29 protein-coding genes and 3 tRNA genes are annotated in these 24262 nt (G+C 26.5%); 19 read left to right on the top strand and 13 right to left on the bottom strand.

What is annotated here, in order from left to right:
• A partial coding sequence (locus tag B0175_RS07565) for a hypothetical protein (RefSeq protein WP_210004316.1) occupies nt 1-780 on the top strand: 780 nt, incomplete at its 5' end.
• A 22-nt stretch (nt 781-802) separates the two neighbouring features.
• A complete protein-coding gene (gene ovoA / locus B0175_RS07570) occupies nt 803-2815 on the top strand; it encodes a 5-histidylcysteine sulfoxide synthase (RefSeq protein WP_108528012.1) in 2013 nt (670 codons plus the stop codon).
• Nucleotides 2816-2823: 8 nt separating this feature from the next.
• Here the strand turns inward: ovoA and B0175_RS07575 are convergent, their stop codons facing one another.
• Nucleotides 2824-3300, bottom strand: a complete 477-nt coding sequence (locus tag B0175_RS07575) for a hypothetical protein (protein ID WP_108528013.1) — start codon at nt 3298-3300, stop codon at nt 2824-2826.
• 31 nt (nt 3301-3331) lie between these two features.
• Between B0175_RS07575 and B0175_RS07580 the strand changes: the two genes are divergently transcribed.
• Nucleotides 3332-4567, top strand: coding sequence for a ComEC/Rec2 family competence protein (locus tag B0175_RS07580; protein ID WP_108528014.1), 1236 nt, complete (start codon nt 3332-3334; stop codon nt 4565-4567).
• Here the strand turns inward: B0175_RS07580 and B0175_RS07585 are convergent.
• From B0175_RS07585 to tatB, 4 genes are read right to left on the bottom strand one after another with little or no spacing between them, the layout of a single operon-like run.
• Nucleotides 4556-5299 (bottom strand): 3'-5' exonuclease, encoded by a 744-nt coding sequence (locus B0175_RS07585; protein ID WP_108528015.1) that lies wholly within the window; start codon nt 5297-5299, stop codon nt 4556-4558. The two genes, B0175_RS07580 and B0175_RS07585, sit on opposite strands and share 12 nt — an antisense overlap.
• Nucleotides 5300-5313: 14 nt before the next feature.
• A complete protein-coding gene (gene queA, locus B0175_RS07590; RefSeq protein WP_108528016.1) occupies nt 5314-6336 on the bottom strand; it encodes a tRNA preQ1(34) S-adenosylmethionine ribosyltransferase-isomerase QueA in 1023 nt (340 codons plus the stop codon).
• A gap of 3 nt (nt 6337-6339) precedes the next feature.
• On the bottom strand, nt 6340-7080 hold the full coding sequence (gene tatC, locus B0175_RS07595) for a twin-arginine translocase subunit TatC (RefSeq protein WP_108528017.1): 741 nt from the start codon (nt 7078-7080) through the stop codon (nt 6340-6342).
• The gene (gene tatB, locus B0175_RS07600; protein ID WP_108528018.1) at nt 7080-7436 is read right to left on the bottom strand and encodes a Sec-independent protein translocase protein TatB; all 357 of its coding nucleotides are present in this window, start codon (nt 7434-7436) and stop codon (nt 7080-7082) included. The genes tatC and tatB overlap by 1 nt, the downstream gene beginning before the upstream one ends.
• 89 nt (nt 7437-7525) lie before the next feature.
• On the opposite strand from tatB, the gene B0175_RS07605 reads away from it, so the two are divergent.
• The 8 genes from B0175_RS07605 to B0175_RS07640 all read left to right on the top strand — a co-directional run bounded on the left by B0175_RS07605 (nt 7526) and on the right by B0175_RS07640 (nt 12501).
• Entirely contained in the window at nt 7526-8281 is a 756-nt protein-coding gene (locus B0175_RS07605; RefSeq protein ID WP_108528019.1) for a TerB family tellurite resistance protein, read from the top strand.
• Complete coding sequence (locus B0175_RS07610; protein ID WP_108528020.1) at nt 8282-8506, top strand: (2Fe-2S)-binding protein; 225 nt, start codon at nt 8282-8284, stop codon at nt 8504-8506.
• A 7-nt stretch (nt 8507-8513) separates the two neighbouring features.
• The gene (locus tag B0175_RS07615; RefSeq protein WP_012012928.1) at nt 8514-8726 is read left to right on the top strand and encodes a hypothetical protein; all 213 of its coding nucleotides are present in this window, start codon (nt 8514-8516) and stop codon (nt 8724-8726) included.
• Nucleotides 8727-8753: 27 nt separating this feature from the next.
• Nucleotides 8754-9518, top strand: coding sequence for an NAD+ synthase (locus tag B0175_RS07620; protein ID WP_108528021.1), 765 nt, complete (start codon nt 8754-8756; stop codon nt 9516-9518).
• Nucleotides 9515-10651 (top strand): DegT/DnrJ/EryC1/StrS family aminotransferase, encoded by a 1137-nt coding sequence (locus B0175_RS07625; RefSeq protein WP_108528022.1) that lies wholly within the window; start codon nt 9515-9517, stop codon nt 10649-10651. Before B0175_RS07620 ends, B0175_RS07625 begins: the two co-directional genes overlap by 4 nt.
• Before the next feature lie 6 nt (nt 10652-10657).
• Nucleotides 10658-11602 (top strand): tetraacyldisaccharide 4'-kinase, encoded by a 945-nt coding sequence (locus B0175_RS07630; protein ID WP_108528023.1) that lies wholly within the window; start codon nt 10658-10660, stop codon nt 11600-11602.
• Between the two features lie 8 nt (nt 11603-11610).
• On the top strand, nt 11611-11823 hold the full coding sequence (locus B0175_RS07635; RefSeq protein ID WP_108528024.1) for a PLDc N-terminal domain-containing protein: 213 nt from the start codon (nt 11611-11613) through the stop codon (nt 11821-11823).
• Nucleotides 11824-11934: 111 nt separating this feature from the next.
• Nucleotides 11935-12501, top strand: coding sequence for a hypothetical protein (locus B0175_RS07640; RefSeq protein ID WP_108528025.1), 567 nt, complete (start codon nt 11935-11937; stop codon nt 12499-12501).
• Between the two features lie 28 nt (nt 12502-12529).
• Here B0175_RS07640 and hemN read toward each other — a convergent pair whose 3' ends face one another.
• From hemN to hemB, 3 genes are all read right to left on the bottom strand, one after another.
• Nucleotides 12530-13897, bottom strand: a complete 1368-nt coding sequence (gene hemN / locus B0175_RS07645) for an oxygen-independent coproporphyrinogen III oxidase (protein WP_108528026.1) — start codon at nt 13895-13897, stop codon at nt 12530-12532.
• Complete coding sequence (gene argF / locus B0175_RS07650; protein ID WP_108528027.1) at nt 13898-14827, bottom strand: ornithine carbamoyltransferase; 930 nt, start codon at nt 14825-14827, stop codon at nt 13898-13900.
• A 286-nt stretch (nt 14828-15113) separates the two neighbouring features.
• Nucleotides 15114-16088 (bottom strand): porphobilinogen synthase, encoded by a 975-nt coding sequence (hemB, locus tag B0175_RS07655; RefSeq protein WP_108528028.1) that lies wholly within the window; start codon nt 16086-16088, stop codon nt 15114-15116.
• A gap of 61 nt (nt 16089-16149) precedes the next feature.
• Here hemB and ribA point away from each other — a divergent pair, with 61 nt between their 5' ends.
• From ribA to B0175_RS07685, 7 genes are read left to right on the top strand one after another with little or no spacing between them, the layout of a single operon-like run.
• Nucleotides 16150-16725, top strand: coding sequence for a GTP cyclohydrolase II (gene ribA, locus B0175_RS07660; RefSeq protein WP_012012916.1), 576 nt, complete (start codon nt 16150-16152; stop codon nt 16723-16725).
• On the top strand, nt 16725-17309 hold the full coding sequence (rsmG, locus tag B0175_RS07665; RefSeq protein ID WP_108528029.1) for a 16S rRNA (guanine(527)-N(7))-methyltransferase RsmG: 585 nt from the start codon (nt 16725-16727) through the stop codon (nt 17307-17309). The genes ribA and rsmG overlap by 1 nt, the downstream gene beginning before the upstream one ends.
• Nucleotides 17306-17518: a PP0621 family protein gene (locus B0175_RS07670; RefSeq protein WP_108528030.1), complete on the top strand. Its 213-nt coding sequence runs from the start codon at nt 17306-17308 to the stop codon at nt 17516-17518. Before rsmG ends, B0175_RS07670 begins: the two co-directional genes overlap by 4 nt.
• 6 nt (nt 17519-17524) lie before the next feature.
• The gene (locus B0175_RS07675) at nt 17525-17908 is read left to right on the top strand and encodes a hypothetical protein (protein WP_004509423.1); all 384 of its coding nucleotides are present in this window, start codon (nt 17525-17527) and stop codon (nt 17906-17908) included.
• A 28-nt stretch (nt 17909-17936) separates the two neighbouring features.
• Nucleotides 17937-18095, top strand: coding sequence for a hypothetical protein (locus B0175_RS11265; RefSeq protein ID WP_012012913.1), 159 nt, complete (start codon nt 17937-17939; stop codon nt 18093-18095).
• Entirely contained in the window at nt 18088-20103 is a 2016-nt protein-coding gene (gene glyS, locus B0175_RS07680) for a glycine--tRNA ligase subunit beta (RefSeq protein WP_108528031.1), read from the top strand. The genes B0175_RS11265 and glyS overlap by 8 nt, the downstream gene beginning before the upstream one ends.
• A gap of 15 nt (nt 20104-20118) precedes the next feature.
• Entirely contained in the window at nt 20119-20943 is an 825-nt protein-coding gene (locus B0175_RS07685) for an alpha/beta hydrolase (RefSeq protein ID WP_228156084.1), read from the top strand.
• A 14-nt stretch (nt 20944-20957) separates the two neighbouring features.
• Here the strand turns inward: B0175_RS07685 and B0175_RS07690 are convergent.
• From B0175_RS07690 to B0175_RS07700, 3 genes are all read right to left on the bottom strand, one after another.
• Nucleotides 20958-21034: transfer RNA gene (locus B0175_RS07690), tRNA-Thr, on the bottom strand.
• 67 nt (nt 21035-21101) lie between these two features.
• Nucleotides 21102-21178 (bottom strand) — tRNA-Met (locus B0175_RS07695).
• 24 nt (nt 21179-21202) lie between these two features.
• A tRNA-Gln gene (locus B0175_RS07700) sits at nt 21203-21277 on the bottom strand.
• A gap of 114 nt (nt 21278-21391) precedes the next feature.
• On the opposite strand from B0175_RS07700, the gene B0175_RS07705 reads away from it, so the two are divergent.
• Nucleotides 21392-22423: a bifunctional 3,4-dihydroxy-2-butanone 4-phosphate synthase/GTP cyclohydrolase II gene (locus B0175_RS07705; RefSeq protein WP_108528033.1), complete on the top strand. Its 1032-nt coding sequence runs from the start codon at nt 21392-21394 to the stop codon at nt 22421-22423.
• A 36-nt stretch (nt 22424-22459) separates the two neighbouring features.
• On the opposite strand, the gene pckA is transcribed toward B0175_RS07705, so the two are convergent.
• On the bottom strand, nt 22460-24037 hold the full coding sequence (gene pckA / locus B0175_RS07710) for a phosphoenolpyruvate carboxykinase (ATP) (RefSeq protein ID WP_108528034.1): 1578 nt from the start codon (nt 24035-24037) through the stop codon (nt 22460-22462).
• A gap of 73 nt (nt 24038-24110) precedes the next feature.
• Nucleotides 24111-24262 (bottom strand): acetyl-CoA carboxylase biotin carboxyl carrier protein subunit (locus B0175_RS07715; RefSeq protein WP_108528035.1); only part of this gene is annotated, 152 nt, incomplete at its 5' end.

A 24262-nucleotide genomic window follows, 5' to 3' on the forward strand; every position in this document is an offset into this window, starting at 1 on the left:
AAAGAGTTAAATTTAGGAAAAAATGAAAAACCATCAGATATTGAAATAAGATATTATCAAAGAAAAGCAGCTTTTATAATAATCTCTCAAAGAGATGAAAAACTAAAAATTGAAGCATTAGAATCTTTAAAAAAATTGGAAGAATTACTTTTTTCTCACAATGAAGATAATGAACCTTTATGGTTATGGCATTTTTATAACTTAAAAGCAAATCTTTGTGAATGGGAAGAAAACTATGATGAAGCAATAACTTTTTATCAAAAATGTTTAGCAATCCCAGCTCTTGGTGCTTTTGAGTATGGAGCAACATTCGTAAATATGGCAATATCGTATAGATTTAAATATATTTTACAAACAAAAAAAGATGATGAAACTATAAATAAAGCTATAAATTTAGGAAAATTAGGTGTAGTTTTAAAAGAATCAGTTGGCGATAGAGATGAAATGCCTGTTGTTTTACATAATTTTGCTTTAAATATTTTATATAAAATAATAAATTCTTATGATGAAAAAGAGTGTTTAGAAGTTTTAAAAGTAACAGATGAAGCTTTGGATATTTTAGAAGAGACAAAATCTATAAAAAGATTAGGAATGGTTTTAATTGAAAATTATATTGCAAGAAGTTTATTAGAAATTGATTCAAAAAATATAGTTGAAAAATTACAAAATTGTATTATAAATTTGCAAGATTCAGAGTTGAAACAACTATTAAATATATACAAAGAGTTTACAAAAAATAATAAACTTAAAAAATTAGAATTTTTAGATAAATTAGTTTGAAAGTAAGTATAAAAGGAAAAAAATGAACTATATAAAAAATAGTGTAAATTTAAGTACTGGTACAATTGAAGAAAAAAGAGCTGAGATTAAAAAACAGTTTTTACAAACTTATGAATTAGATGAAAAACTTTTTGATTTATTAAAAGATAAGGAGTTTTTGTATCAGCAACCAAATAAACTTAGACATCCACTTATATTTTATTATGGACATACTGCAACATTTTTTATAAATAAATTAGTTTTAGCAAATATTTTAGAAAATAGATTAAATAAGGATTTTGAATCAATATTTGCTATTGGTGTTGATGAAATGAGTTGGGATGATTTAAACTCTAGTAATTACAAATGGCCAACTTTTGAAGAGATAAAAGAGTATAGAAATAAAGTAAAAGAGATAGTTTTAGATTTGATTGAAAATATGCAGTTTTCACTTCCTATAAATTGGGATTGTCCTATGTGGATTATTTTGATGGGAATAGAACATGAAAATATTCATATAGAAACAAGTTCAGTTTTACTTCGAGAACTTGATATAAAATATTTAATTGAAGATGAGATATTTGAGTATTCAAATGAAGCTTCAAATGAATATCCAAAAAATGAGCTTCTTGATGTAAAAGGTGCGCAAGTTTTACTTCAAAAAGATAGAAATAATCCAATATTTTATGGTTGGGATAATGAATTTTCAAATCACAAAGCTTTTATAAAAGATTTTCAAGCTTCAAAATATTTGGTTTCAAATGGAGAATTTTTGGAGTTTGTAAAAGAGGGTGGTTATAATAATCCTGAATTCTTTTCAACGGAAGGGGAAAACTGGTTAAGTTATACAGATGCAAAATATCCAACATTTTGGATAAAAAAAGATGAAAAATATTTTTTAAGAGAGATAAATAGAGTTGTTCCTCTTCCTCTTAATTATCCAGTTGATGTAAATTTTTATGAAGCAGAAGCTTTTTGTAAATACAAAAGTGAAAAATTAGGTTTTGAAGTTAGACTTCCAAGTGAAGATGAGTATTATAGACTTTATGATTTTGTAGATGCACAAAATAAAGAAGCAAATATTGGTTTAAAAAAGTTTAATCAAAGCAGGGTTGACAAATATAAGTTTGATGGTTTTTACGATGTTGCTGGAAATGTTTGGCAATGGAGTTTAACACCAATTTATCCTTTTGATGGTTTTGTAACACATCCAATCTATGATGATTTTACAACTCCAACATTTGATGATAGACATGCACTTATAAAAGGTGGTTCTTTTATTAGTTTAGGAAATGAAACTTTAAGAAGTGCAAGATATGCTTTTAGAAAACATTTTTTCCAACATGCTGGATTTAGATATGTTAAATCATCAAATGAGTATAAAACACAATTAAACAACAACTTTTATGAAAGTGATGAATCAATATTTTCATATTGCGATTTATATTATGGAAAAGATAAGTTATACACAAATTATGTGGATTTATTAAGACCATATTTAAAAGATTTGAAAAACTCAAAAGCTTTAGATTTAGGTTGTTGTGTTGGACGAACTAGCTTTGAGTTAGCAAAAATCTATGATGAAGTATTAGGAATAGATTTTAGTGCAAATTATATAAATATTGGGGTAAAACTAAAACATTATGATTTCGTAAATTATAAAATAAAAAAAGAAGATAAAACTTTTGAAGAAAGAGCTATCTCTTTAAAAGATTTAGATTTAGAAAATATTAAAGAAAAAGTATCTTTTATGCAAGGAGATGCTTGTAATTTAAAAGAGATTTATAAAGATTTTGATTTAATATTTTATTCTAGTTTAATTGATAAATTATATTATCCTAAAAAGTTTTTAGAAGATGTTTCAAGACGAATAAACAAAAATGGTTTTTTTGTATTTTTAAGTTCACAGAATTGGTTTAATGAACATATAAATGAAAATAATCTATTTTTGGAATTTGAACTACTTGATAAGATTGAGCTTTCATCTTTTATAAAAATGAAAAATAAAAATTATGAGAATAAAACTTTATTGATGAGTATTTGGAAGAAAAAATAGAAATTTTTCTATTTTTTCTGTTTTAATTCATCAATTAATCTTAACTCTTCATCTGTTGATGTTGTTGCTAAAAGTCCATTTGAACTATTTTGAGAATTGACAAAATTATTTAACATATCTTCACTAAAATCCATTTTTTTACCAGTTACTTTTTCTATTGCGTATTGTAAATCAGCTTTTAAATTTCTTATATACTCTTCAGGAGTTTGTGCTGTTTGCCCTGATTCTGCTCTTTGTTTTGCTAATTCTTCTAAAATCTTTTTGATTTTTTCTAATTCATCTTTTGTAAAACCAGTTTTTGCAACAGATTCCAAATCTTCTAAAAGTTGTTTTGTTAGTTGTTTTTCTTCTAGTTTTTTCTGTTCTTCTGTTTTGTTTTCTAATAACACACCAAACTCATTACTTGTAGAAGTGTCTTCTTCTAATTTCGAAGTGCTATTTTGCGAAGTTGTACCTAAAATTGAAGTTGTATTACCAATTTGCATAAAATCTCCTTTTTAAAGTATAATAATTCTCATGTTCATAAAAATTATTAAAAGTAAACAAATTGTAACAATATTTATCTTATTTTTTGCTCTTTTAATCAATATTCTTTTTGAATATGGTAAATATTTAGAATTTATCGATGAAGAAGTTTTTGAAACAAAAGTTGAAGTTTTAAATATTTATCAAAAAGATGATTTTGATATTTTAAAACTAAAAACTTCAAATTTTGAGTTTTTTACAAGTATTCCTAAAAATCAAGAAATAAAAAAATTTGATTTATTAAATATTTTAATAGTTTCAAGAAATATTGATTTTATAGATTATTTAAAAGGTTTTTATACAAAAACTATCTACTTTGATGAATTACAAAAAGAACAAACTTTCAAAGATAAAATCATAAAAAATATAGAAAATAATCATAAAGATGAAAAAATAATTGAACTTTTTAATGCTTTATTTCTAGCCGTTCCTGTTTCAAAAGAGTTAAGAGATGTAATTACAGCTTATGGAATAGCTCATGTTGTGGCACTTTCAGGTTTTCACTTAGTTGTTTTATCTTTTGTAATTTATTGGATTTTATATTTTCCTTATAAATTTTTTCAAGATAGATATTTCCCTTATCGAAATAGAAAGCTTGATATTTTACTTATAACTACTGCTATTTTGTTTTATTATCTTATCTTAACAGATATTGTACCATCGCTTTTAAGAGCTTTTGTGATGTTTTGTTTAGGTATTTATTTACTTAGAAGTAATATAAAAATTCTTTCATATATGACTTTGTTTTATACTTTTTTGATTGTAATTGTATTTTATCCTAAATACATTTTTTCTATTGGATTTTGGTTTTCTATTTTTGCAGTTTTTTATATCTATTTGTTTATACAATATTTTAAAAACTATAATAAATGGCTTTTATATGTTTTTTTCAATATTTGGATGTTTTTAATATTTAATCCAATAGTTCACTACTATTTTCCTCAAACTTCTTATGAACAGTTTTATTCTATACCAATTACGATATTTTTTAACTTTTTTTATCCAGCAGAGATTTTCGCTCATATTTTTGGATTTTCAGATTATTTTGATGAATATTTAAAAGTATTTATAGAACATAAAATCTATGTTTATGAAGTTTTTACACCACTTTATTTTTATATTTTATATCTTTTGGTTTCATTTTTATCGATTTGGAGTAAAAAGATTTTTATATTACTAAATATTTTGATGGTAGGGTTTAATAGTTATCTGTATTTATTGGTTTAAAACCTTATCCAAAGTAAATTTCATATCTTCATCTAAATCGCTCATAGAAGTTCTCATCCAGTTTAGATAGTTTGCATCTATTTTTGCAACTTCTTCTATATTTTGTCCTTTGTATTTTCCAAATTTAAAAGTATTTATAAATACAGGAGTAGTAGTTAATTCTACAAGTTTTTCCATAGGATTTAAACTTGGATAAACTTCTCTACATTTTCCTACAAGTTTTGATAAAAATAGTTTCATCACAAGTACATCACCGATTGCGTCATGAGCTTTTATAGTTATACCATATTTAGAAGCTTCATTCTCTTCAAATTTATATAAATCTAGTGCATATCTTAAGTATTGAAGTCGATGATAAGGTAAATCACTAAATAGATGTTTTGCACATCTTAATGTATCTATTAATTTATAGTTGTTTTCAAAGCCTTCTTTTTTTATCATATCTAAATCAAAATTTATATTATGAGCTATTAAATAGTTGTCATCACTATTTAACTCTTCTAATCTTTTATAGAAGTTTGTTTCAACTGCTTTTGGTTTATTTTCTAATAAATCAGGAGTTATATTGTGAACTTCCATTGCTTCAAGTTTTATGGGAATAGGAGCTGAACATAACTCATCAAAAGCTTCAACTTTTCCTTTATTATCAACAATCATAGCACCAAATTGAATAACTCTATCTTCTTGAGCAGCTCCTGTTGTTTCTGTATCAAATAGTACATAATAAGCCATTATAAAAATTTCCTTTAAAGTATTAACATTCCATCACCATAAGAGTAGAATCTATAATTCTCTTTTATAGCAGTTTCATATATTTCTAAAGTTTTTTCTAATCCAATAAAAGAAGCAACCAACATAATTAAAGTTGATTTTGGTAAATGAAAATTTGTAAGTAAATAATCAACTTTTATAGGTTTATTTGCTGGATTTAAAAATAAATCACATTCACCTTGAATTTTATTTGTTCTTGCATAATACTCGATAGTTCTAGTAACTGTTGTTCCTACTGCTAAAACTTTATTCGCTTTATCTAAGTTTTTTTTAGCATCAATTCCTATTTCAAAATATTCACTATGCATTGGATGAGATAAGATATCTTCTACATCAACAGGTTTAAAAGTTCCTGCTCCTACATGAAGTGTAAGATAGTTTAATCCATATTTTTCTTCTAAATTTTTTAATAATTCAGGTGTAAAATGAAGTGATGCAGTTGGAGCTGCAACTGCTCCATAGTTTTTTGCAAACAAAGTTTGATAGTTTTGTTCATCTTGTTTTTCATCTTCTCTATTCATGTAAGGAGGTAGAGGAAGATGTCCAATTTTATTTAGTATTTCAACTAAAGATAGAAAATCTAGTTTTTTTTCATCTTGAAAAAACTCTACAATTCTACTTCCATCTTCATTTACTTCTTCTACAATAGCACTTAGATTTTCATCAAAAAGAAGTTTAGTTCCAACTCTTACTTTTCCTCTAATCATAACTAAGTATCTATCCATAAATAGAGGTTTATTTAGTAATAGTTCTATTTGACCACCACTATCTTTTAGACCAAAAATTCTAGCTTTTATAACTTTTGTATCATTTAAGAATATTGATAAATCATTAGGTAAAAACTTTGAAATATCTTTAAAAGTTGAATGAATAATAGTATTAGTACTTCTATTAAAAATCAAAAGCTTTGCACTATCTGCTGGTGTTACAGGATGGGTAGCTATTTGATTTTTAGGAAGATTATAGTCATAACTTGAAGTTTTTAATGGATCTAGCAAAGTTTATTCTTCCTCGTCTTCTTCTTCTTCATCTTTTTGTGCAGGATTAAATACTTTTGCTATATAAATAGATATTCCATAAAGTAGTACTAATGGTGCTGCCATTAATACTTGACTTACAACATCAGGTGGAGTTAAAATAGCAGCAACTATAAAAATAAGTACAATCGCATATCTAAAAAAATCTTTTAACATTTTGTCATCAACTATTCCTATTTTTGCAAGAAAAAAAGTAATAACAGGTAATTCAAAAGCTATTCCAAAACCAATCATAATTTTTGTAAAGAATCCAACATAAGTTCCAATACTAGGTAATACAGTAACAACAGTAGAACCAAAGGCAATTAAAAAACTAAAACCTAAAGGAACAACAATATAATAAGCAAAACTTGCACCTAATAAAAACATTAAAGTAGCAAAAAATACAAAAGGTATTACAAGTTTTTTTTCATGATCATAAAGTCCAGGAGCTAAAAATAACCACATTTGCCAAAATATAACTGGAAGTGAAGCTACAAATCCAGCAAAAAATGCAACTTTCATAGCTGTAAAGAATGTCTCTTCTATAGATACTGCAATCATATTTGAACCTGTTGGAAGAGCAGCTTTAACTGGAACTGTCATCCAATTTAAAATAGGTTCATAAAAAGTAAAACATACAAAAAACATTACAACAATAGCGATACAAGATATTACAAGTCTTTTTCTTAAATCAGCAATATGGGGTTTTAAATCTTCAAACATTAAGCTTTATCCTCATTTTTTAATGAAATATTTTCTTCTTTAATTTCTTTGGCTTCTTTTTTAGGAGTTTCAAAATCATCATTTAATATTTCATTCAATCCTAAATCAATTTTTGTTTCAGCTGTTAAAGATGTTTTTGTATCTTCAATTTGAGCTTTAAATTTAGTAGCTTCATTTTTTAATTCAGCAATATTTAGTTCATTATCAAGTGTAGATTTTGCTTCAGCTAATCCATTTTTAAATTTATTAATAAATTTTGCTATTTGTACCATTGCATCAGGCAATTTATCAGGTCCTAAAGCGATAATAGCAACTATTGCAATAAGCAAGATTTCAGTTATACCCATACCAAACATCTTTGTCTCCATTAGATTATTAAGGGAAAGATTTTACCTAATTTTTGATAAAATCAACCAAAATTAAAAAAATAATCTCAAGGTAAAGTATGGAATTAGTAGTTTTAGCAGTTGTTATAGTGATTTTATTTTTTATAGGGAAAAACTATAAAACAGAAGAATTTAAAAATATAAATTTAAAGCAAAAAGAGATTTTTAGTGGAGATTTATTAAATCATGAAGCAGGAATTTTAGTAGCTCTTTTAGCAAAAGTAGCAAAGGCAGATGGAAAAGTAGGAGAACTTGAAGCAGAAATTTTAAAACATACTTTTACAGATATTTCAAGCCATTTTCAAAACTCACAAGAAGTAAGAGAAAACCTTAAGAATTTATACGAACAAGAAAAAGAAACATTTGAAAATCTAATAATAATTTGTGATAAATTATACCTTTTAACAAAACATGATTATAATAAAAGATTAAAATATATGGAATATTTGTTAAATCTTGCATTTATTGATGGAGACTTTTCAAAAGCAGAACAAGAAATAACAGAAGATATAGCACAAGCTTTAAAAATTGAAGAAAATGACTATTTTACACTTATTTCAAATTTTGAAAACTTCTATAAAAATAGAGAAAATGAAAAAACTCTAACATTAGAAAAATCGTATGAGATTTTAGAATCAAATTCTATTGATGATGATGCGACTTTAAAGAAAAACTATAGAAATTTGGTAAAAAAACACCATCCAGATATCATTTCAGGGCAAGGAGCTTCTCAAAGTATTATAGATGAAGCTACAAAAAAACTTCAAGAGATAAATGAAGCTTATGAAATAATAAAAAAAAGTAGAGGAATATAAATGGCAAAAAGTTTTCCTCACTCTTATGTAGTTTGTACTTGTAAACAAGTAACTTTAGGTGAAATTATCTATGCAATCAAAGAAAAAGGTGCAAAAACATTACAAGATTTAGAAGATATTACAGATGCAGGAAGTTGCTGTGGTTCTTGTAAAAATGAAGAGAGTGATATTGGTGTAGAAAAAATGGAACTTTATTTAGAAGATATTCTAAAAAAATTTAGTTAAGGTAAAAATGAAAAAGCAATTAATAGAAGAGATAAAAGAGTTATTAAAGATAAATCAAGATGAAATTGTCGAAATAAATCCAAAATACTTAGACTATTTTGAAGAGGAAGAACTTCTTAATATTAAAGATAAATTAGAGTCTAAAAAAAGAGAAATAAATAAGATAAGTAATGATTATTTGGATGAGATTTATCTAAAAACAAAAAAAAATGAGTTATAATCAAAATTCTTAAGAAAAGGTTTAAAAATGAAAGATTGGAAAAAAGTTAAGCAATATTTAATAAGTTTCTTAAAAGATGAAGTTTCAAAAGCAGGTTTTGAAAAAGTAACTGTTGGTTTATCTGGTGGTTTAGATTCTGCTGTTGTGGCTATTTTGTGTAAAGAAGCTTTCGGAAAAAATTTAAATTGTGTTTTGATGCCATCACAATTTTCATCACAAAGTTCAATTGAACACGCCATTGAAGTTTGTGAGAAATTTGACATAAGATATGATATTGTTTCTATAGAACCAATGGTTAGCGCCTTTTTAAAAAATATGGATAATGATAAACTTAGAATTGGTAACTTTAGTGCAAGAATGAGAATGTCTGTTTTATATGATATCTCTTTTAAAGAAAAATCATTAGTTGTAGGAACTTCAAATAAAAGTGAACTACTTTTAGGATATGGAACTATTTTTGGAGATATTGCATGTGCAATAAATCCAATAGGTGAAATCTATAAAAGTGATGAATTTGAATTTGCTAAACTTTTAGGTGTTCCAGAATCGATTTTGACAAAAGCGCCAAGCGCTGATTTATGGGAAGGTCAAAGTGATGAAGATGAACTAGGACACACTTATAAAGAAATAGATGATTTATTAAAACTTATGGTTGATGATAAAAAATCAAAAGATGAATTATTAAAGCTTGGTTTTGAAGCTAGTTTTATAGATAAAATAAATAATAGAATGAAAGCAAATGCCTTTAAAGGAAAACTTCCAACCATTGCAAAACTAGGGGAATATTTATGAAAAACATAGCAATATATAAAGCAACATTAGACAATGAAGAGTTAAATCAAATAAGATCAGTTTTAGAGTCAAAAAATGACTTATCAAAAGTTTTAGAGTTTGAAGAACAAATGACAAAATATATAGGTGCAAAATATGCTATTGCAACTTCAACTTCTACTGCTGCTATACATCTTGCTCTTAGTTCAATTAAACTTAAAAGAGGTGATAAAATACTAATGTCTGTTAACTCTTTTATAAATCTTCCTGAAGTTGTAAGACATTTTGATGCTGAACCTATTTTTATTGATATAAATATGGAAGATATGAATATTGATATTGATAAATTTGAAGAGGCTTTAGCAAATAATGATTCTAAGAAACTAAGAGGTGCAATAATCACTTTTATTGGTGGTCAAGCTCCTGATTTAGATAGGATTTATGATATTGCTCAAAAGTATGGAATTATTTTAATAGAAGATTGTAGAGCTGGATTAGGAAGTACTTACAAAGGACAAAAAGTTGGAAATTTAAGAGCTGATATGACTATATTTTCAACAAATCCTTCTCCATCAAAATATGCAATTAGTCGTTCAGGAGTTATTGTAACAAACAATGAAGAGATTGCAAAAAGAGCAAAACTTTTAAGATCTCATGCAATAACTACTACATATGATAGTTATGGAAACTTGGATTATATTTATGATGTTGTTGATATTGGACATAAGTTTGATTTATCTGAACTTGATGCAGCTTATGCAGTTGCACAACTTAATAAAACTGATGGTTTTATAAAAAGAAGAAAAGAGATAGCAAAACTTTATGAACGAAGATTATCAAATGTAAAACATATCACGATTTTACCTCATAAAGATGAGCATATTTTTACGCAATTTATTATAAAAATCTCAAGAAATAGAGATGCTTTTGCAAGAGCTTTAAAAGAAAGAGGAGTTGCTACTGGACTTAACTATATTCCTTTGCATCTTTTATCTTATTATAAAAATAAATATTCTATGAAAATTACAGCATTTCCAAATGCTTTAAATAACTATCAACAAATATTATCTCTTCCTATTTATGCAGGACTTACAGATGATGATATAAATTATGTTTGTGATCAAGTTATAGAAGTTGCAAAAGATTGGATATAAAAATCCTTGAAACAAAAAATACATTTATGGATTGAAGAATATCTCTTCTTTCCCAACTTTTTTCAAAAAATCATCTCTTTTTTACTTCTTCCTTTAACTCTTATTTATCTGATTATAATTTTTACAAAAAGATTTAAAGCTAAAAAGATAGATTTTGATATTCCAATTATTTCTATTGGAAATATAATTGTTGGTGGAAGTGGAAAAACTCCAATAACTATTGAATTAGCTAGTAAATATGAAAATGTTTGCATCATTTTAAGAGGTTATGGAAGAAGTTCAAAAGGTTTACAAATAGTAAGTTTAAAAGGAAAAATTCAAGTTGATGTAAAAACAAGTGGTGATGAAGCAATGCTTTTGGCAAAAAGTTTAAAAAAAGCTACGATAATAGTAAGTGAAAATCGAATAGAAGCTATCTTAAAAGCAAAAGAATTAGGAAGTAAAATCATATTTTTAGATGATGGATTTTCAAAATATAGTATTTCAAAGTTTGATATTCTTTTAAAACCACAAAATGAACCTACAAATAATTTTTGTTTACCAAGTGGAGGATATAGAGAGCCTAAAAGTTTTTATAAAAAAGCAAATATTGTTTTACAAGAAGGAAAAGATTTCAAAAGAGTAATTACAATAAAAAAAGATGAAAATATAAAAGAACTTCCAGTCAAAACTATTTTATTAACAGCTATTTCAAAACCTAAAAGGCTTTTAGAATTTTTACCTAAAAATATAAAAATGATAAGTTTTCCTGACCATCATAATTTTACAAAAGAAGAGATTTTAGATATTCAAAATGAATATAAGGATTATGCTATTTTAACAACAGGAAAAGATATGGTTAAATTAAAAGAGTTTAATTTAGAAAATCTATATTTGATGGACTTGTGTATAAGAATAGATGAAAAGGTAGATTTTTCTTCTATGAATAGTTATATAAATATTTTTAAATAGGAGTTTAGATGAGTTTTTTTACTATCTTTATATCTTTGAGCCTTCTAATATTTGTGGTTTTTTGTTTTATTTTATATATTTTTATCATTATTGATATTTTAAAACATGAATTTACGGGTTATAACAAAATTATTTGGATTATTGTAATACCTTGTTTTCCTATCTTGGGTGCTATTTTATATCTATTTATTGGAAGAAAACAACGAATTAAAGAGTTATAAATAAAATTTTTTTAAATACAAAAATTGTAACGCAAACTGTGACAACTTTTTGTTATAGTTTTATATTAAGATGATAATTGGTTTCAAAATAAGATTTTAAAAAGGAAAAATATGATATTCATTATTGAAATCCTTGTAGTATTACTGACTATAGGTTGGTATTTAGAAAAGTTTTTAATAAAGAAAAATTGGTCAAATCCATTTTTAAATACATTTTATATTTTTAATATGATTTTTTCTAGTCCTTTTAATGTTCTTTTCGGAGTTATTGTAACATCTTTTATTGGTATTATCTTAGCTCTCTATCAGTTTGATATTGTTAATCCTTCAAATACGAATATAACAAAGCTTATTAATCCTCCAATAGCAGGGATAATAACACTCTCTATAATAACAATAATATTATTTATAGTATTGACAATTTTTAGTGGTATCACTGTGTATAGAATTTGGGCAGATGATAAAGGGATAAAAGGTTATAAGAATTTACTTGAGTTTAGTAAAAGATTTATTTTTAGAATACCACTTTTAATAGTTACACTCGGATTTTTTTTACCAAATTTAATGATGGGAGAAATAACATCTTTATCATATGAGATTATGGTGCATGGATTATATGTAATTCCTATATTTATGTTAATAACAAAAAAAATCAACTTTAGGATAAAGAATAATTAATAAATTTCCAAGCTTTAGCTTGGAAATATTAAATAGTTTTAGAGAATCTTCTTTTCTCTTCGGGAATTTTATTTAAATATGCATCAAATGGCATACAAATATTTCTTATAAGCATAGAACCTGTTTGAGAAACTTCGATTTTATTATCAGTTATTTTTAAAAGTTGTGCATCTTCAAACTCTTTTAAAGCTTTTATTGCATCATCAAAATACTCTTTAAAGTTTATTCTGAACTCTTCTTCAACCCTTTTTATATTTAAAGAAAAATTACTCATAAGTTCCATTATGACAAACTGTCTAAGCATATCATCATCACTTAATCTATAACCTTTATATACAGGTAAATCTCCATTATCAATGGCATTTTCCCAAGGTTCTAACTCTTTAAAGTTTTGTGCATAATAATCAACACCATTTCCAATAGAAGTTAGCCCAATTCCTATTAAATCAGCTCCACCTTTAGTAGTATAACCTTGGAAATTTCTATGAAGTTCACCTTTTTCAATAGCTTTAAATAGTTCATCTTCTGGTTTAGCAAAGTGGTCCATTCCAACCATTTTATAACCATTTGATGTAAAGAAATCTATTGTATCTTTTAACATCTCTAGTTTAACTTCAGGTTTTGGGAATGTTGTTTCATCAAATTTTCTCATAGTTTTCATAAGCCAAGGAACATGAGCATAATTAAATACTGCAAATCTATCCGTATTAAGTGTAATCATTTGCTCTAACGTTTTTTTAAAACTTTCTCTTGTTTGATATGGTAAACCATAGATTAAGTCAGTATTAATCGAGTGAATACCAGCTTCACGCGCTATTTTGATAACATTTTGAGTTAATTCAAAAGGTTGAATTCTATGAATAGTTTTTTGTACTTCTTCATCTAAATCTTGAACTCCAAAACTAAGCCGATTACAGCCACCAGCTTTTAAAACATTCATATGTTCAACTGTAAAATATCTTGGATCTACTTCACAAGAAATCTCTGCATCAGGACTAAAGTTTGGAAAAATCTCTTTTATTGAAGTTATTACAACTTCAAGTTGAGAAGGAGAGAAAAATGTTGGAGTTCCTCCTCCAAAGTGCATTTGAGTTACAACTCTTTTAGTATTTAGGTGATTTTTTAGAATATTTAACTCTTTTTTCAAATACTCAATATATCTAGTTTTTTTATCTTCTTTTGAAGTAAAAATAGTATTACAACCACAGAAATAACAGGCACTTCTACAAAAAGGCATATGAATATAAAGTGATAATGGTCTATCATCACTTTGATTTTTATAAAATTCTTTTAAATCATCTTGAGTAAAAGTTTCACTAAACTCAGGAGCAGTTGGATATGAAGTATATCTAGGACCTGGTTTTGAATATTTTACGAACTTAGCAAAATCTATCATCTATTTTTCATCTCTTTTTCTATCTAACCAAACCATAACACCTTTTTGAGCATGAAGTCTATTTTCAGCTTCTTCAAAAATAAGGCTTTGAGAACTTTCCATTACTTCATTTGTCACTTCATAACCTCTATATGCAGGTAAACAATGTAAGAAAATAGCCTTTTCTTGAGCTAATTTCATCATATCAGCATCTATCATATATCCAGCAAAATCTTTTATTCTTTTTTCTTTTTCATCTTCTTGTCCCATTGAAACCCAAGTATCAGTTGTAACAACAGTTGAATCTTTTATAGCAGTTTTTGGGTCATTTCCTATGATAATTTTTGCACCACTTATTTTTGCCATTTCAAGAGCATTATTTAAGATGTTTTTATCTACTTCATAACCTTTTGGAGTTGCAATTCTAAGTTCAAATCCAAGTTTTGCTGCTAGATTTAGCCAAGAGTGAGCCATATTATTTCCATCACCTACATAAGCAACAACCAAATCTTTTTCAAGTCCTGCTTCTTGGATAGTCATATAATCAGCCATAAGTTGTACTGGATGATATTCATTTGTTAGACCATTTATTACTGGAACTTTTGAGTATTTTGCAAACTCTTCAATTTTACTTTGTTCAAAAGTTCTAATCATCACCATATCAGCCATTCTTGAAATAACTCTTGAAGTGTCACTCATAGGCTCACCTCGACCTAATTGAATGTCATTTGATGAAAGAAATAGCCCAATTCCACCTAACTGATAAATACCAGTTTCGAAAGAGACTCTTGTTCTTGTTGAACTTTTTTCAAAAATCATAGCTAAAACTTTTTTAGGCATATAATCTTTAAATTCTCTTCTTTTTGTCTCTTCTTTAATCTGCTTTGCTAAAGTAAGGATTTCTAAAATCTCATCTTTAGTAAAGTCAGTTAGTGTTAAGAAATGTCTCATTTAATTCCTTTCTAAATTCAATAAAAACAAACATTCTATTGAATTTAGCTTTAGAAATTCTTAAAATTCACTAATTTTAGAGATAAAAAATATTCAATTAAAAATTTGTAATTTAAGAAAGCATTATAAAATGAGAGTTTTACGATAAAAATGTTTGTAAGTTGCTAATTAATAACTCATTTAAAATAACAAAATAGTTACAAAATGAAGGTAGATATTTGAAAAAGTATAGCTTAAAACAAAAATCGTATGTTTTAACATACGATTTTTTAGTGAATAAATAAATTTATTTTTTTCTTAAAATTTCACAAACTTCTTTTGCATGATAAGTTATGATGATATTTGCTCCTGCTCTTTTAAAAGCAATCATTGTTTCCATCATAACTCTTTCATAATCAATCAATCCTGCAAGTCCTGCATGTTTTAACATCGCATATTCACCACTTACATTATATGCACAAAGTGGAAGATTTGTTTCATTTCTAATATCTCTAATAACATCTAAAAAAGCAAGTGCTGGTTTAACCATAAGGATATCTGCACCTTCTTTTTCATCTTCTAAAGACTCTTCTATAGCTTCAAGTCTATTTGCTGGATTCATTTGATAACTTCTTCTATCTCCAAAAGATGGAGTTGATTCAGCTACATCTCTAAATGGACCATAATATCCGCTTGCAAATTTAGTTGAATAAGCCATAATAGGTAAATCTTTAAATCCATTATTATCAAGTGTAGTTCTTAAAGTTGTAATAATTCCATCCATCATTCCACTTGGTGCTATCATATCTGCACCAGCTCTTGCATGAACTAATGCTTGTTGAGCAGATATTTCTAAAGTTTTATCATTATCAACAGTTTGCGTTTTTGGATCAAGTATTCCACAATGTCCGTGATCTGTATATTCACAAAAACATAAATCTGTTACTATAAACATATCTGGGAATTTTGCCTTTATAGCTTTTATAGTTCTAGCAATAATACTCTCTTCACATAAACATTCACTTCCAACAGAATCTTTTACATCAGGAATTCCAAATAAAATAATAGATTTTAAATTTATACTATGTAAATATTCACACTCTTTTAATATTTCATCAAGACTCATTTGATAAACACCTGGCATTGATGCAACTTCTGTTTTTATACCTTTACCTTCTTTAACAAATAGTGGATATATGAAATCTTCTGGCGTTAAAACAGTCTCTTGCACTAAATTTCTTAGTGTTTCATTTATTCTTAATCTTCTAAATCGTTTAAACATAATATTTACCTCTTTTGGTTATAATCTTCGGATTTTAACAGTTTAAGGTTTAAAAATACAAATGAATATAATACAATCAAATATAGCAAATTTACCGACAAAATATGGAAAATTTAGAATAAAAGCTTATAAAGACGGACATCAAGAACATTTAGCGATAATGAGTCAAGATTTTGAAAATTTAGATGCTCCTTATGTGAGAATTCACTCAGAATGTCTTACTGGAGATACTTTAGGAAGTCTAAAATGTGACTGCCAAAGCCAATTGGATTTATCTTTAAAATTTATTGCGCAAAATGGCGGTTTGGTAATATACCATAGACAAGAAGGAAGAAACATAGGTTTAGTAAATAAAATAAATGCTTATGCTCTTCAAGATAAAGGACGAAACACTATTGAAGCAAATTTGGAATTAGGATTTGCCGAAGATGAAAGGGATTATAGTATTGTTGGATATATTTTTGATGATTTAAAAATCAAAAAATTGAAACTAATTACAAATAATCCTGAAAAAATAAAATATGTAGAGTCTTTAGGCGTTGAAATAGTTGAAAGAATTCCTGCAATTATAAAAGCAAATAAATATAATGAAGGTTATTTATTTACTAAAAAAGAGAAAATGGGACATCTACTTTAATGTTACAAAAGTTGCTTGAAGCAAATAATTTAAAATTTGAAGATAAATTTTATGAAGATTGTGAAGTTTTTGTAAAACTTCTTCAGCAATGGGGAACTATTCACAATCTTAGTGGAAGATTAACAAGAGATGATATTTATGAAAATATTTTGGACTCTTTATTTCCTTTAACTTTTATTGAAAAATATGAAAGTTTTGCTGATATTGGAACAGGAGCAGGGTATCCAGGACTTATTTTAGCGATAGCTTTAAGAGATACAAAAGCCTATTTAATTGAACCTAGAATAAAAAGAGTATCATTTTTAAATTTTGTAAAAGCAACTTTAAAACTTGATAATTTAGTGGTTTTATGTAATAGAGTAGAAGAGGTTAAAGATTTACAAGTTGATTTGATAACATCAAGAGCAGTTACAAATACTTCTTTACTTTTAGACATCACAAAAAATATAAAAAAGCCAAATAGTTCCTATCTTTTTTATAAAGGAAGTATGTTAGAAAGTGAACTTGAAAATGCAAAAGTTAATAATTATAAAATAGTAAATAAAAAAGATAGAAATTATTTATATATAAAAGGGTTAATATGATTTTAAAAGTATTAGGACTGGTAATAGTAGGATTTGTGATCTATTTTCTTTTTTTCAAAAAATCAAGACAAAATGATATAGCAAAAAAAGATAAAATGATTACAGATGATATGATAGAGTGCGAAAGTTGTAAAACTTATGTATCTTTGAATGAAGCAATATTAAGTAATGGAAAATTTTATTGCTCAAAAGATTGTTTGAATAAGTAGGTAATTATGTTAGTAATTGGTGATAAACTAATACCTTTTGAAAATATCTTTTTTATTAGTTCAATACAAGATATAAAAAATACAAAAGCAAATAGTACTTTAATATTTAATTATGATGAAGTTTTACTAAAATATGTTAGTGAAAATAGTATATCAAGTGCAGTTATTGTAACTTCAATAAAAGAAGCAATTTATGCAAATTGCTTAAGTGCAAAATACATAATAAGCAATCAAGATTTAGCAAAAGAGATACAAAAAATTGCAGATAATTATATGTTTGATTCAAAAAATCTAGCAATAATAAAATCAAATGATGAATTTGAACAAATAGCTAAAAATGAAATAGATGGTGTAATCTATGAATATTTGCTTGAGTTAAGTGATTCTTAGATAAAATAACCCCTTTTAAAGGAAAATAATGAAAGATATATTAGACACAATAATAGTTATTATGTTTGTTATTATGGTGGCTTTATTTATTATAAATTTCAACAAACAACAAATAAAAAAATATACAGATAAACTTGAAGAAAATGAAGAAAATAAAACTTCTAAAAAGGAACAAATAGATGAATAAACCATTATTAATTGAGATTGGTGTAGAAGAATTACCAGCAATTCCATTTTTAAATGAACTTCCAAATATTGAGAAAAAATGGAGTGATATTTTAGAAAAAAATAGATTATTATGTGATTTTGATTTTTTTTACACACCAAGAAGATTAGTACTATGGCATAGAGAATTCCAAGTAAAACAAGAAGATTCTACTATTGAACAATTTGGAGCACCTGTTAAAATAGCTTATAAAGATGGAGTTCCAACAGGAGCTGCTATTAGTTTTGCTGCTAAATTGGGAGTTGATGTAAGTGTTTTAGAAAAAAAAGATTTAGGAAAAGGTGAAGTTTTATATTTCAAACAAGAAGTTATTGGTAGTGAATCAAAAACTTTATTAAATGAAATGATAAACGAATTTGTAGCTTCTTTAAACTTTGGAAAATCTATGAGATGGGCAAGTAGAACTGATAGTTTTATTAGACCAATTAGAAGTTTATCTGTTCTTTTGGGTGAAGAGATTGTTGATGCTGAACTTTTTGGGGTTAAATCATCTAATTTCTCATTTGCTCATAGAATGGTTTCTTATGAACCATTTACTTACTCTTTTGCTGGAGATTATTTTTGTAAACTTGATAAAAGTGGAGTTATTTTATATCCAGATGAAAGAAGAAAAATCATCTTAGAACAGATGAAAAATATTGAGCAAAGACACAATATTAAAATAGAAATAGATACAGAATTACTTGAAGAAGTTGTAGCTATTACAGAGTATCCAACAGCTTTAATTGGAAAATTTGATGAAGAGTTTTTAGAGTTACCAGAAGAAGTAATCGTAACATCAATGAAAGAAAATCAAAGATATTTTGCAGTTTATAAAGATGGAAATCTAACAAATAATTTTATCGTTGTTTCAAATGCAAAAACTAATGATTTTGGATATATTATTCAAGGAAATGAAAAAGTTTTAAGACCAAGACTTGCTGATGCTATGTTTTTTTATAAAAATGATATTAAAAATGGTTTATCAAATGAGGGACTTAAAAAATTAGTGTTTGTTGAAGGTCTTGGTTCAATGTATGATAAATGTGAAAGAGAAGCAAAAATTGCTTCTTATTTAGCAAATACATTTGAAGTAAAAGAAAAAGAGTTAATTCAAAAAGCTGTTATGCTTTCAAAAGCTGATTTGATGAGTGAAATGGTTTATGAATTTACAGAACTTCAAGGTTTAATGGGATATTACTATGCAAAAATTGCAAAAGAGGATAATTTAGTATCCTTAGCACTAAAAGAGCAATATTTACCAACTGGTGAAGATTCAGAACTTCCTTCAAATGTATTTTCATCAATAGTTGCATTATCAAATAAATTAGATAATTTAATGGCATTATTTAGTGTTGGAAAAATACCAACAGGTTCAAAAGATCCATTTGGTCTTAGACGAGCAGCCGCTGGAATTGTAAAAATTGCAATGGAGCATAAACTTCCAATTGATTTATCAAAAATTATTGATGAATTATCAACTAACTATAAAAATTTAGATAAAAAAGTTTTAATAGAGTTTTTCAACGAAAGATTATTTAAGATATTTGAAGTAAACCCAACAGTTTTAAAAGCTGTTCTTGCAAGTGGTGAAACAGATATTTATAAAATTTCTCAAAAACTTTGTGCGCTTAATCCAATAGTTCAAAGTGATAATTTCAAAGATTACGTTGCAACATTTAAAAGAGTTGCAAATATCATAAAAGATGTTGATGTAAACTCTAAACTTTTAATTGATGAAAAACTTTTTGAAGATAAAGAAGAAAAAGAGTTATTTGCTAAATTTAATGAAGTTCAATCAAAAGCTTATAAAACATATGATGAAGAACTTGAAGCTTTATTTGCTTTAAAACCTGAACTTGATAATTTCTTTGATAATGTTTTTGTAAATCATGAAAATGAAAAAATAAAAACAAATAGAAAAAATCTTGTAGGAGTAATATATCAAGGGTTTAGAAAAATTGCTGATATTAAAGAGATAACAATATAAAACTAAAGGGAAATATTGAGAAATAGTTTCTTATTTTTAATTTTTATTATATCTTTATTTTTTTATGGTTGCTCTAATAAAATACCCACTCTAAATGAAAGGAAAGATTTAGCTTTTTCTATTATAAATGATAAAGATATTATTCAGAAAAATATAGAAACAGGCTCTTTTAATCTTTTTTCTTTTCAAAAAATATCGAATGAATGTAGAACTAATATAAAAATATATGTAGAAGGAGATGGCTTATCTTGGATTTCAAAAAGCATCATCTCTTCTAATCCTACACCAATAAATCCAATAGCTTTAAAATTAATGTTATCAGATAATAATTCTTGTAAAATATATTTAGCAAGACCTTGTCAATACATAACTTCAAATGGTTGCGAAGAAAAATATTGGACAAGCCACAGATTTAATACAAAAATTATTGAAAGTTATGAACACGTTTTAAATAATTTAAAAAAAGAGTATACAAATACTAAATTTGATTTAATCGGATATTCTGGTGGAGGGGCAATTGTAACACTTTTAGCTTCTTCTAGAAATGATGTAAATAGTATTACAACAATAGCTGGAAATTTGGATATTGAAGAATGGAGCAAAATACAAAAGATTTCCAGTTTAAATGGTTCTTTAAATCCAGCAAATTATTCAAAAGAATTAGAAAATATTAAACAAACTCATTTAATTGGAGAAAATGATAAAATCATTCCAAAAGATATATTTTTTTCTTATCAAAGTAAATTTAAAAATAAAGAAAATATAAAATATTTTATATATGATAGTACACATAATTGTTGTTGGGAAGATATCTATAGAAAGTACTTGTTAAATAACTAAATTTATAAACAAAGTGGAGCTGGTGAAGGGAGTCGAACCCCCGACCTGCTGATTACAAATCAGCTGCTCTAGCCAACTGAGCTACACCAGCGTTATAAATTAAGACTCGAATTATATAAATCTATAACTTAATTAAAACTTATAAAACAATTTAACTTTGGTTGCGGAAATAGGATTTGAACCTATGACCTTCGGGTTATGAGCCCGACGAGCTACCTAGCTGCTCTATTCCGCGATATAAAAATGATTTTCATTTTTGTGGATGGGGTAGAAGGATTCGAACCTTCGAGTGACGGTACCAAAAACCGTTGCCTTACCGCTTGGCGATACCCCAATTTAAGGAGTGTAATTATAATTAAATAGAGTTTTTTTGTCAAGTTGTTTTAGATTAAATTTTGAATTTTTTGATATAATCCTATAAAAATTTAATAAATATAAAGAAGTAAGAATGAATGCAATAAAAAGAGTACAAGAAGCTATAAAAGAGATTCAAAAAGGTAATATGGTAATAATGCTTGATGATGAAGACAGAGAAAATGAAGGTGATTTAGTTTATTCAGCTGCATTAAGTACACCAGAAATGGTAAATTTTATGGTAACACATGCAAAAGGATTAGTTTGTGTTTCTTTGCCGAAAGAAACAGCAGATAGATTAGAATTAAATCCTATGGTTACATCAAATACATCTTCTTATGAAACAGCATTTACAGTTTCAGTTGATGCAGCAAGTGCAGCTACTGGAATTAGTGCAATTGAGAGAGATGATACTATAAAAATATTGGCAAATCCAGTTTCAAAAACAAATGAATTAGTAAGACCAGGTCATATTTTCCCTTTGATTGCAAAAGATGGTGGAGTATTAGTTAGAACAGGTCATACAGAAGGAAGTGTTGATTTATGTAAACTTGCAGGTTTAAAAGGGGAAGCTGTTATTTGTGAAATTTTAAAAGAAGATGGAACAATGGCAAGACGAGATGATTTAGATATTTTTGCATTAAAACATAATTTAAAACAAGTATATATTTCTGATTTAGTTGAGTATAGATTATCTCATGAAAAGCTTGTTGAAGAAATTTCAAGTGTAAATAAAAAATTCTTTTCAAAAGATGTAATACAAAAAGAGTTTAAAGATCATTTAGAAAATATTCATACAGCAATTATTTTTGGTGAAATAAAAGAGATAAATCATATAAAATTTCATACGATTAGACCAGATATAAAAATGTTTTTAAATGATGATAAATTACATTCAATGTTAAAGACAATTAATTTTATGCAAGCAAAAGGTGGAATTTTGATATTCCTAAATAATGGGCGAAAAAATAGTGAGTTAGAAAAAAATTATGGAATAGGGGCTCAAATTTTAAACTCTTTAAATATAAAACAAATTAAACTTATGACAAGTGGAGGAAAACACTCTTTTGTTGGTTTACAAGGTTTTGGATTAGAAATAGTAGAAGAGATACAAATAGAAGGTTGATTTTAAAAAGGAGAAGTTTTTTAACTTCTCCTTTTTTTATAGATTTGGTCCAGCAGCAGTAAAATCGTATTCACTTTCTAATGTTAAATACTTTTTAAAGTTTTCAATATACATTGAAGCTAGTTTAGTTTTTGTTTCATCATAAGAAGATTTATCTTGCCAAGTATTTCTTGGATTTAAAACTTCAGTATCTACGCCTTTTAGTGTTTTTGGAATAGACAAGTTAAATATTGACATAGTTTCAAATTCAGAATCTTCAATTGAACCATCTAAAATAGCATTGATACAAGCTCTAGTGTTTTTTATACTCATTCTTTTTCCAACACCATATGCACCACCAGTCCATCCTGTGTTTACTAAATAAACATTTACATTATGTTTGTCTATTTTTTTACCTAATAACTCAGCATAAACAGTTGGGTTTAAAGGTAAAAAAGCTTCACCAAAACAAGATGAGAATGTAGCTATTGGTTCATTAATTCCTCTTTCTGTTCCTGCAACTTTTGCTGTATATCCACTTAAAAAATAATACATAGCTTGTTGTTTGTCTAATTTTGCAACTGGAGGTAAAACACCAAATGCATCAGCACATAAGAAAATAATATTTTTTGGATGACCACCTCTTAAAGTTGGAGTATGATTTTCTATATGATCTATTGGATATGAAACTCTTGTATTTTCAGTTTTTGATTTATCTGTAAAATCAACTACTCCATTTTCATCAGCAACTACATTTTCTAATATAGCTCCTTTTTTAATAGCATTAAAAATTTCAGGTTCACTATCTTTATCTAAGTTTATTACTTTTGCGTAACAACCACCTTCAAAGTTAAATACACCTTTATCATCCCAACCGTGCTCATCATCTCCAATTAATGCTCTATTTGGATCAGTTGAAAGTGTAGTTTTTCCAGTTCCAGAAAGACCAAAGAATAGAGCAGTATCACCATCCTTACCAATATTTGCTGAACAGTGCATTGGAAGTTTTCCTTCCAATGGAAGCCAGTAATTCATCATTGAGAATACACCTTTTTTCATCTCACCTGCATACCAAGTTCCACCAATGATAGCTGTATTTTCTTCAACATTAAAAATCACATAAACTTCTGAGTGTAAACCATGACTAACATAAGCCATATCTACAGTTTTACAAGCATTATATATTGTAAATTCTGGTTTAAAATTAGCCAATTCTTCTTGTGTTGGAAGAATAAACATATTTTGAATAAAATGAGCTTGCCAAGCAACTTCAGTTATAAATCTAACTGCTCTTCTTGAGTCTAAAGATGAACCACAATAAACATCAGTTACGAATATGTCTTTATTACTTAATTGTTTTTTTGATGTTTTAAGAAGATCTCCATAAACCTCTTTTGAAACTTTTCTATTTATTTCACCCCAAGCTATATATTTATTCGATGGATCTTGATTTACAAAAAATTTATCTTTAGGACTTCTTCCTGTAAAGATACCTGTATCAATCATTAAAGCACCAGTTGAAGATACTTTTGCACCTTCTTTTTCAATTGCAAATTTAATTAATGAATCAACATCTAAATTTCTATGAACAATTCCAACGTTTTCTAAACCTAACGAGTCTTTAATATTAGACATAATTTAACTTTCCTATTTTATTTTTATTTTATTATATTATTTAAATATTGACAAAAATATCAATAAACCTATCTTAGCTAATAACCGCTAAAGTTTGACCTTCTTCAACAGAAGAAGAAGGTTCAACTAAGATTTTAGAGATAGTACCAGAAACAGGAGCAGTAATGTCAATTTCCATTTTCATAGCTTCTAAAATCATAATTTGTTGATCTTTTTCAACTCTAT

The sequence above is a fragment of the Arcobacter lacus genome, from assembly GCF_003063295.1.
GTDB lineage: Bacteria > Campylobacterota > Campylobacteria > Campylobacterales > Arcobacteraceae > Aliarcobacter > Aliarcobacter lacus.

What these genes read in the sequence shown, in the direction of transcription:
- ovoA (WP_108528012.1), top strand. Translation starts at nt 803, where the DNA reads ATGAACTATATAAAAAATAGTGTAAATTTAAGTACTGGTACAATTGAA.
- B0175_RS07575 (WP_108528013.1), bottom strand. Translation starts at nt 3,300, where the DNA reads ATGCAAATTGGTAATACAACTTCAATTTTAGGTACAACTTCGCAAAAT.
- B0175_RS07580 (WP_108528014.1), top strand. Translation starts at nt 3,332, where the DNA reads ATGTTCATAAAAATTATTAAAAGTAAACAAATTGTAACAATATTTATC.
- B0175_RS07585 (WP_108528015.1), bottom strand. Translation starts at nt 5,299, where the DNA reads ATGGCTTATTATGTACTATTTGATACAGAAACAACAGGAGCTGCTCAA.
- tatC (WP_108528017.1), bottom strand. Translation starts at nt 7,080, where the DNA reads ATGTTTGAAGATTTAAAACCCCATATTGCTGATTTAAGAAAAAGACTT.
- tatB (WP_108528018.1), bottom strand. Translation starts at nt 7,436, where the DNA reads ATGTTTGGTATGGGTATAACTGAAATCTTGCTTATTGCAATAGTTGCT.
- B0175_RS07605 (WP_108528019.1), top strand. Translation starts at nt 7,526, where the DNA reads ATGGAATTAGTAGTTTTAGCAGTTGTTATAGTGATTTTATTTTTTATA.
- B0175_RS07610 (WP_108528020.1), top strand. Translation starts at nt 8,282, where the DNA reads ATGGCAAAAAGTTTTCCTCACTCTTATGTAGTTTGTACTTGTAAACAA.
- B0175_RS07615 (WP_012012928.1), top strand. Translation starts at nt 8,514, where the DNA reads ATGAAAAAGCAATTAATAGAAGAGATAAAAGAGTTATTAAAGATAAAT.
- B0175_RS07620 (WP_108528021.1), top strand. Translation starts at nt 8,754, where the DNA reads ATGAAAGATTGGAAAAAAGTTAAGCAATATTTAATAAGTTTCTTAAAA.
- B0175_RS07625 (WP_108528022.1), top strand. Translation starts at nt 9,515, where the DNA reads ATGAAAAACATAGCAATATATAAAGCAACATTAGACAATGAAGAGTTA.
- B0175_RS07635 (WP_108528024.1), top strand. Translation starts at nt 11,611, where the DNA reads ATGAGTTTTTTTACTATCTTTATATCTTTGAGCCTTCTAATATTTGTG.
- B0175_RS07640 (WP_108528025.1), top strand. Translation starts at nt 11,935, where the DNA reads ATGATATTCATTATTGAAATCCTTGTAGTATTACTGACTATAGGTTGG.
- hemN (WP_108528026.1), bottom strand. Translation starts at nt 13,897, where the DNA reads ATGATAGATTTTGCTAAGTTCGTAAAATATTCAAAACCAGGTCCTAGA.
- argF (WP_108528027.1), bottom strand. Translation starts at nt 14,827, where the DNA reads ATGAGACATTTCTTAACACTAACTGACTTTACTAAAGATGAGATTTTA.
- hemB (WP_108528028.1), bottom strand. Translation starts at nt 16,088, where the DNA reads ATGTTTAAACGATTTAGAAGATTAAGAATAAATGAAACACTAAGAAAT.
- ribA (WP_012012916.1), top strand. Translation starts at nt 16,150, where the DNA reads ATGAATATAATACAATCAAATATAGCAAATTTACCGACAAAATATGGA.
- rsmG (WP_108528029.1), top strand. Translation starts at nt 16,725, where the DNA reads ATGTTACAAAAGTTGCTTGAAGCAAATAATTTAAAATTTGAAGATAAA.
- B0175_RS07670 (WP_108528030.1), top strand. Translation starts at nt 17,306, where the DNA reads ATGATTTTAAAAGTATTAGGACTGGTAATAGTAGGATTTGTGATCTAT.
- B0175_RS07675 (WP_004509423.1), top strand. Translation starts at nt 17,525, where the DNA reads ATGTTAGTAATTGGTGATAAACTAATACCTTTTGAAAATATCTTTTTT.
- B0175_RS11265 (WP_012012913.1), top strand. Translation starts at nt 17,937, where the DNA reads ATGAAAGATATATTAGACACAATAATAGTTATTATGTTTGTTATTATG.
- glyS (WP_108528031.1), top strand. Translation starts at nt 18,088, where the DNA reads ATGAATAAACCATTATTAATTGAGATTGGTGTAGAAGAATTACCAGCA.
- B0175_RS07705 (WP_108528033.1), top strand. Translation starts at nt 21,392, where the DNA reads ATGAATGCAATAAAAAGAGTACAAGAAGCTATAAAAGAGATTCAAAAA.
- pckA (WP_108528034.1), bottom strand. Translation starts at nt 24,037, where the DNA reads ATGTCTAATATTAAAGACTCGTTAGGTTTAGAAAACGTTGGAATTGTT.